Annotated in this window: 9 protein-coding genes; 3 read left to right on the forward strand and 6 right to left on the reverse strand. The window is 68.8% G+C overall.

Annotated elements, in window-relative coordinates:
- Positions 1 to 27 precede the first annotated feature (27 nt).
- Positions 28 to 1,272 carry an ArsB/NhaD family transporter gene (locus tag NK1_RS14680; protein ID WP_084460933.1) on the forward strand — a complete coding sequence of 415 codons (1,245 nt, stop codon included), beginning with the start codon at positions 28 to 30 and terminating at the stop codon, positions 1,270 to 1,272.
- Here the strand turns inward: NK1_RS14680 and NK1_RS14685 are convergent.
- Positions 1,262 to 1,834, reverse strand: coding sequence for a TetR/AcrR family transcriptional regulator (locus NK1_RS14685; RefSeq protein ID WP_245660497.1), 573 nt, complete (start codon positions 1,832 to 1,834; stop codon positions 1,262 to 1,264). The genes NK1_RS14680 and NK1_RS14685 overlap by 11 nt on opposite strands.
- 91 nt (positions 1,835 to 1,925) lie before the next feature.
- On the opposite strand from NK1_RS14685, the gene NK1_RS14690 reads away from it, so the two are divergent.
- Positions 1,926 to 2,903: a quinone oxidoreductase family protein gene (locus tag NK1_RS14690; RefSeq protein WP_063009063.1), complete on the forward strand. Its 978-nt coding sequence runs from the start codon at positions 1,926 to 1,928 to the stop codon at positions 2,901 to 2,903.
- Between the two features lie 14 nt (positions 2,904 to 2,917).
- On the opposite strand, the gene NK1_RS14695 is transcribed toward NK1_RS14690, so the two are convergent.
- The 5 genes from NK1_RS14695 to NK1_RS14715 all read right to left on the reverse strand — a co-directional run bounded on the left by NK1_RS14695 (position 2,918) and on the right by NK1_RS14715 (position 6,233).
- Positions 2,918 to 3,475, reverse strand: coding sequence for an LppU/SCO3897 family protein (locus NK1_RS14695; RefSeq protein WP_063906007.1), 558 nt, complete (start codon positions 3,473 to 3,475; stop codon positions 2,918 to 2,920).
- A gap of 110 nt (positions 3,476 to 3,585) precedes the next feature.
- Entirely contained in the window at positions 3,586 to 3,843 is a 258-nt protein-coding gene (locus tag NK1_RS14700; RefSeq protein WP_036502665.1) for a YciI family protein, read from the reverse strand.
- Positions 3,843 to 4,352 (reverse strand): transcription antitermination factor NusB, encoded by a 510-nt coding sequence (nusB, locus tag NK1_RS14705; RefSeq protein ID WP_051024705.1) that lies wholly within the window; start codon positions 4,350 to 4,352, stop codon positions 3,843 to 3,845. The genes NK1_RS14700 and nusB overlap by 1 nt, the downstream gene beginning before the upstream one ends.
- A gap of 100 nt (positions 4,353 to 4,452) precedes the next feature.
- Positions 4,453 to 5,016: an elongation factor P gene (efp, locus tag NK1_RS14710; RefSeq protein WP_036502667.1), complete on the reverse strand. Its 564-nt coding sequence runs from the start codon at positions 5,014 to 5,016 to the stop codon at positions 4,453 to 4,455.
- A gap of 80 nt (positions 5,017 to 5,096) precedes the next feature.
- Positions 5,097 to 6,233: a M24 family metallopeptidase gene (locus tag NK1_RS14715; protein ID WP_063009084.1), complete on the reverse strand. Its 1,137-nt coding sequence runs from the start codon at positions 6,231 to 6,233 to the stop codon at positions 5,097 to 5,099.
- Between the two features lie 174 nt (positions 6,234 to 6,407).
- On the opposite strand from NK1_RS14715, the gene NK1_RS14720 reads away from it, so the two are divergent.
- Positions 6,408 to 6,744, forward strand: a 337-nt coding sequence (locus NK1_RS14720; RefSeq protein ID WP_063009064.1) for a prepilin peptidase, incomplete at its 3' end; no start/stop codon positions are given.

Raw genomic sequence — 6,744 nt, forward strand, 5'->3', positions numbered from 1 at the left:
CGTGCGCCGTGGTGCGATGATGGCCGGATGTCCGAACCGGTGGCGCCCGAGCGCAACGCGCGGGCCCCGGAGCCGGAGGAAGCCTCCGCCCCCCGTGTGCTGGACTGGATCCGCATCGCCGTCCTCGCGGCCGGTGTCGTGTGCGTGCTGACCGGATGGCTGCCGCGCGCCGACGCCGAGGCGAATATGCGCCGGATCGGGCCGCTGCTGCTGTTTCTCGGCAGCGTGATCGTGCTGGCCCATCTGGCCCGGCGCGCACAGGTTTTCGACGTGATCGCCCATCGGATCGCGATCGCCGGCCGGGGGAGTTATCCGGCGCTGTTCGTGCTCTGCGTCGGCTTCGCGGCCGTGACGACGATGGTGCTCAACCTCGACACCACCGCGGTCCTGCTGACACCGGTCATGCTGGCCTTGGCCCGGCCCGCGCGGATTCCCCCGCTGCCGCTGGCCATGACGACGTTGTGGCTGGCGAATACCGCGAGCCTGCTGCTGCCGGTGTCCAACCTCACCAATCTGCTCGCCGCCGACCGCATCGGACTCGATGCCACGGGCTTCGCGGCCAGAATGTGGCTGCCCCAGCTGATCTCGCTCGCCGCGACCATGGCGGCCCTGTGGATCTGGTACTGGCGGCGCGGCCGCCGCGGCTCCGATCGCTATGTGGCACCGCCCCCGATCCGGCTGGAAAATGCGCGGGAACGGGCGCTGTTCGCGACGGCAGGCGGCGCCTGCGCCCTGTTCGTCCTGGCGATTCCGTTCGTCGGCGACCATATCGGCTACGCCGCACTCGCCGCGGCTGTCCTCGCGATCGCCGGATTCGCCGTGTTCGACCGCGATGCCCTGCGGCCGTCGTTGATCCCGTGGCAGCTGCTGATCTTCGTGGTCGGGTTGTTCCTGGTCATCCCGACTCTCGGCCGCTACGGACTCTCGGATCTGATGGCCGCGCTGATCGGCACGGATTCCGGTGCCGCCGGGGCCTACCGCGCGGCCGGGGCGGGCCTCGGACTGTCGAATATCGTCAACAACCTGCCCGCCTACACCGCGGGTGAGGCGGTGATACCGCCCGAGCACCGAAACCAGTTGCTGTCCTTGCTGATCGGTACGAACGTCGGCGCGATCGCGACCCCGTGGGCCTCGCTGGCGACGCTGCTGTGCCTGGAGTTCTGCCGCTCCCATGCGGTCCGGGTGCCGCCGGTGCGGTTCGTCTGCACCGGGCTGGCGCTGGCGATGGTCGCGACCGCGGGGGCGGTGGGCGGCGTTCTGCTCACGGGCTGACCACGGCGAGCACCACCTGCCGCACGGCCGCTCGCAATCTCGCGCTCTCGCCCTCGCGCACCGCGGCGAGGGCGTAATCACTGCCCAGCATGCCGAACAGCAGATGGCCGACCGCCTCGGCGTCGAGGTCCGGACGCGCCTCGGTCAGCAGCTTCGTGATGTGTTCCGCCCAGGTGGCGTGGAATTCGGAGGTGCGCGGATGCGGAGGCACGCTGCGGTAGGCCGCGACCATCAGTTCGACGTTGTCGGCGACCATCGTGGCCATCGCGTCGAAGAAGGCGAGCAGCCGCTCCCCCGCCGCCGCGCCCGGGCCCAGCGGCGGCGGGCCGTCGGTGATCGCCGCCCGCAGCGTTTCGGCCGGTTCGGCGACCATCGCGTGCAACAGCCCGGCGCGCGAGCCGAAACGATGAAACACCGTGCCTTTCCCGACTCCCGCCGCGGCCGCCACTCGGTCCATGGTCACGGCCTCGGCCCCACCTTCGGCCAGCAGCGCCCGAGTCGCATCGAGGATCGCACGGCGGTTGCGCGCCGCATCGGCTCGTTCTTTGCGCTGCTGCGCCACTGTGCACTCCAGTCCCGTTGACAAACTTGACCGACGGTCCATATTCTTCCCGACGGAATATCTGGACCGTTAGTCAAGTTATGAGGTCGATATGCAGGCAATCGTAATGACCGGGGTCGGCGGACCGGAGGTCCTCGTCGCGCGCGAGGTGGGCGAACCCAGCCCCCGGCCCGGCGAGGTGCTGATACGAGTGGAGGCGGTGCCCGTGCTCTACCCGGAGACGATGTTGCGTACGGGCATGTATCCGACGCCGAAGCCGACGCCCACGGTGTTCGGGACCCAGGCGGTCGGCGTCGTCACCGCCGTCGCCGACGACGTCGACCCGGAATGGAAGGGACAGCGAGTCCTGGTGGCGCGCAACGACTTCGGCAGCTACGCCGAGTGGATGTGCGCCCCTGCCGAATCCGCGGTGCGCGTACCGGACGGATTGGCCGGTGATGCCGCCGCGGCGGTCGCGATGAGCGGATCGGTGGCTCTCGCCCTGCTGGAGGCCGCGGCACTCACCGGCACCGAAACCGTCCTGATCGAGGCGGCGGCCACCGGCATCGGCGGTTACCTCACCCAGTTGGCGGCCCGATCCGGCGCCGCGCACATCATCGCCACCGCCGGCGGAGCGGCCAAAACCGAGCGCGCCCGCGAACTCGGCGCGCACACGGTCGTCGACCACCGCGATCCGGAGTGGCCGCGACACCTCGGCGAACGCCTCGAAAACACCACTGTCGACGTGGTTTTCGACTCGATCGGCGGCGAGAGTGCCGCGGCCGTCCTCGATCTCATGACCCCGCTGCGGGGCCGGATGCTCGGCTACGGCTGGCTGTCCGGGGCTCCCGCGCAGGTCACGACCATGGATCTGATCATGCGCGGACTCACCTTCACCGGCTGCTCCGGACCACAGTGGCTGGCCGGGGTGGCGGCGAAGCGGGCGGCGGCATTCGAACTCGCCGCCGCCGGTGACCTCACGGTGCTGATCGACAGCGTCCTACCGCTGGCGGATGCGGCCGAGGCTCATCGACGCGTCGACGAGCGCGCGACCTTCGGCACGATCGTGCTGCGGCCCGAGACCGCCTGAGGGCACGCCCGGGCTCATTTCGGTTGCGCGAGACAGAATGTCGTCTGCGGATCCGACAGTGTGATCACACTGTCGGACTCCGGGCCGCACAGCGTGTCGTCGGATTGTCCGTCGATGCGCTGGGCGACACGGAAACTCGCCTCCGAGGATGTGCAGTCGGCGTATTTGTAGCCACTGAGCGGCGAATCCGCATAGCACAGCCCCGCTTTGAAATTCGGCGCCAGGCACAGATACGCCAGCGTGCCACCGTTGAGAGTTTCCTCGTACGAGGTGAAATCTGCGCCGCAGTCGACCTTGTCGTTGTGCACCTGCGCGACCCTGTAGACGGCCTTGTCGGAGGTGCAGGCGACCGGTTCGGTATCGGAATCGACGGCCGAGGCGTTGATCACGTTGATGCAGTCACCGACCTTGGCGCGGGCGGTATCGGATTTGTTGTGATCCTTGGCGACCTGAACCCCCTTGTCGACACCCTTTTCCACCGCCGAACAACCGGTCGTGGCCAGGGTCGCCGCCGCGACGATCGCCGGGGCGAGACGCAGCGCCGCACGCGCTGTCGCCGAATTGAACCGCATCCGTTCCACCTTTTCTAGGTCAAGTGACCGGAACAGTATGCGGTCCCCGCGGGGATCCGGGAAATTTCGCAGGTTTGTCCGAATTCAGGAGCGGGAACCGGGAGCGCGGCTCAGCCCGTGATCTCCCATTCGTGGATCGTCAGCTCGGAGGCGCCGGTGGTGTGGATGGGATCGGTGAACACCAATTCCCGTGCGGCCGAAAGGTCTTCGGCCAGCACCAGATACGCCCCGCCGCTGCCGTCGGTGAAGCGGCCGGTGCAATCAAGCTGACCTCGCGCGCGCACATCGGCCAGCCATTCGCGGTGCGGTTCGATGACCGCGTCGGACCAGGCCGAGGTGCGCATCGCGAGAACGAGATATTTGATCATCACTCCCCGCCGTCGCGGCGGGTCGCGGCCGCGGCGGCGCGTACCTGGTCGGCCAGCGACACGATGCGGCCGAGCACGCCGTTGACGAACGCGGGCGAATCGTCGGTCGACAGCTCCTTCGCCAGCTCGACGGCCTCGTCGACCGCCACGACGGGCGGAACGTCGTTGGCGTGGAACAACTCCCACACCGCCACCCGCAGAATGGCGCGGTCCACCGCGGGCAACCGGCCCAGGGTCCAGTCCTGCAGATAGGACTCGATGGTGCCGTCGACGCGATCCAGATCGTCGGCGACGCCTTCGACGAGGGTGCGGGTGTAGGGATTCACCGGGGCGACCTGTTCGTCGCGACCGGCCAGGTCCAGACGCTCCACGACCAGATCGGCCGGGTCCACGTCACGCGCCTCGGCCTCGAAGAGCAGATCCACGGCCCGGCGGCGGGCCTTGTGCCGGGCTCCGAGTTTCTTGTGGGTGGACTTCTTGTCCACAGGCTGATCAGCCACGATCACCATTATCCCGTTCGCAGTGTCGATGGCGGCGCGTGCGATACCGGAAAGCCGGTACGCCCGCGCCGCCCATGGTTCCGGCGCCGGGCCGGTGGATCCGCCAGGATCAGGCGTTGACCCGGCCCAGGTAGCCGCCGTCGCGCGAATCGATCTTCAGCTTGTCGCCGACGTTGATGAACAGCGGCACCTGCACCTCGGCACCGGTCTCCAGGGTCGCGGGCTTGGTGCCGGCGCTGGAGCGGTCGCCCTGCAGGCCGGGCTCGGTGTGGGTGACCTCGAGTTCGACCGTGACCGGAAGCTCGACGTACAGCGGCGCGCCCTCGTGCGTGGCGACCTGCACGGTCATGTTCTCCAGCAGGAAGCCGGCGCCCTTGCCGATGGTCCGCTCGTCGATGCCGATCTGGTCGAAGGTCTCGCCGTCCATGAAGATGTAGTCCGACCCGTCGTGGTACAGGTAGGTCATGTCCCGGCGGTCCACGGTGGCGGTCTCCACCTTCACGCCGGCGTTGAACGTCTTGTCGACCACCTTGCCGGACAGCACGTTCTTCAGTTTGGTCCGCACGAACGCGGGACCTTTACCCGGCTTGACGTGCTGGAACTCGATGATCTGCTGGAGCTGACCGTCGATCTTCAGCACGAGGCCGTTCTTGAAGTCGCTGGTGTCCGCCACTGTCCTCGGATCTCCTTGTTAGTACTGTTCGACGTTCTGTAGGCCGGGCCGTAGGGCCCGGCCCGGTGGTGCAGCCGGGGTCAGTCGACCACGGTGAGGTCTTTGGTGGTGTGGGTGAGCAATTCCGGACCCCCCGCACGAACCACGAGCGTGTCCTCGATGCGAACTCCGCCGCGGCCGGGGAAATACACACCTGGCTCGACGGTCACCGCCACGCCATCCAGAAGTGTACCGGTCGCGGTTTTGGCGACCGGAGGCGCTTCGTGGATCTGCAGTCCGACGCCGTGCCCGAGGCCGTGCACGAACAGGTCGCCGTGCCCGGCCGACTCGATCACCGAGCGGGCCGCGGCATCGACCGCCGCGCACGACACACCGGGCTTCAGCGCCTCGCGGCCGGCCCGTTGCGCCTCGTACACGAGCTGATAGATCTCGCGCTGCCAATCGGTCGGCTCGCCGAGGACCAGCGTGCGCGTCATATCCGAGTGGTAGCCGCCGACCACCGCGCCGAAATCGAGCTTCACGAAATCGCCGGCGGCCAGGATCGCTCCGGTCGGGCGATGATGCGGCACTGCGGAATTGGCGCCGGCGGCCACGATGGTCTCGAAGGCGATCGCGTCGGCACCGTGCTCGAACATCAGCCATTCCAGCTCACGTGCGACCTGGCGCTCGGTGCGGCCCGGGCGCAGCCCCCCTCGTTCGAGGAGGGTGGCCAGCGCGGCGTCGGCGGCCGCGCACGCCGTCCGCAGTTGCTCGACCTCGTAGTCGTCCTTGACCGTGCGCAGTTGCTCGACCAGACCCGGCGCGGGGACGAATTGGAGCCCGCTGCCCTGATCGACGAAGCCGCGGTGCTGGTCCACCGTCACGACATGGCTTTCGAAGCCGACCCGGCCGATCTGCCATTCCCCGGCCAGTTCGACCAACCGCCGCGCACTGGCGCGAGCGATCTCCGCGCGCACGTCGGGCACCTGCTCGCCGACCTGGGTGAGGTAGCGGCCGTCGGTGCAGATGACGGTCCGCTCCCCGTCCTCGCCCACCTGGCTGCCGTCCCAGGAGTGCACCAGCAGGGCGGCATTGGAACCGGTGAAGCCGGTCAGGTACCGGATATTCACCAGATCGGTCACCAGCAGGGCATCGACCCCGTTCTCCACCAACAGGTCTCGCAACCCGGCCCGACGCGCAGCGTGGTCGGGACGCCGGGCACCGTCATCAGCAGACATGGCTGCCACGCTACCGCTGTCGTGTTGCGAGGCCGTCACGCCGTCTCCCCGCCCCACGGCCGCGACCGGCGGCGCGCGGGTGTTACCCGCCGGGTGTTCACAACTGTTGCGGTTGTCCACATTTCAGGTTCGCGGGCAGGGGTGGGCTCTCGCCGACGGGAGACGATAGCTGCCATGACCACCGCCGCCTACCTCGCCCTGATCGTCTGGTGCGTTGCGCTCAGCGTGATCGATATCCGGACCGGGCGCCTGCCCGACGTGCTCACTCTGCCGGGCGCGGCGGTCGTGCCGATGTTCGCGGCCTCGACCGGCCGTGCCACCGCCGCGATCGCCGGTGCGCTACTGCTCGCCGTGCCGTATCTGCTGACGCATCTGATCGCGCCGGCGGCGTGCGGGGCCGGAGATGTGAAATTGGCACTCGGCACCGGTGCGGCCGCGGCGTGCGGCGGGCCGTCCTGCTGGGTGTGGGCCGCGATCGGCGCACCTGCGCTGACCGCCGCGGCCGGGATCG

Origin of the sequence: Nocardia kruczakiae NBRC 101016 (assembly GCF_001612965.1) — a bacterium.
GTDB classification, from domain to species: domain Bacteria; phylum Actinomycetota; class Actinomycetes; order Mycobacteriales; family Mycobacteriaceae; genus Nocardia; species Nocardia kruczakiae.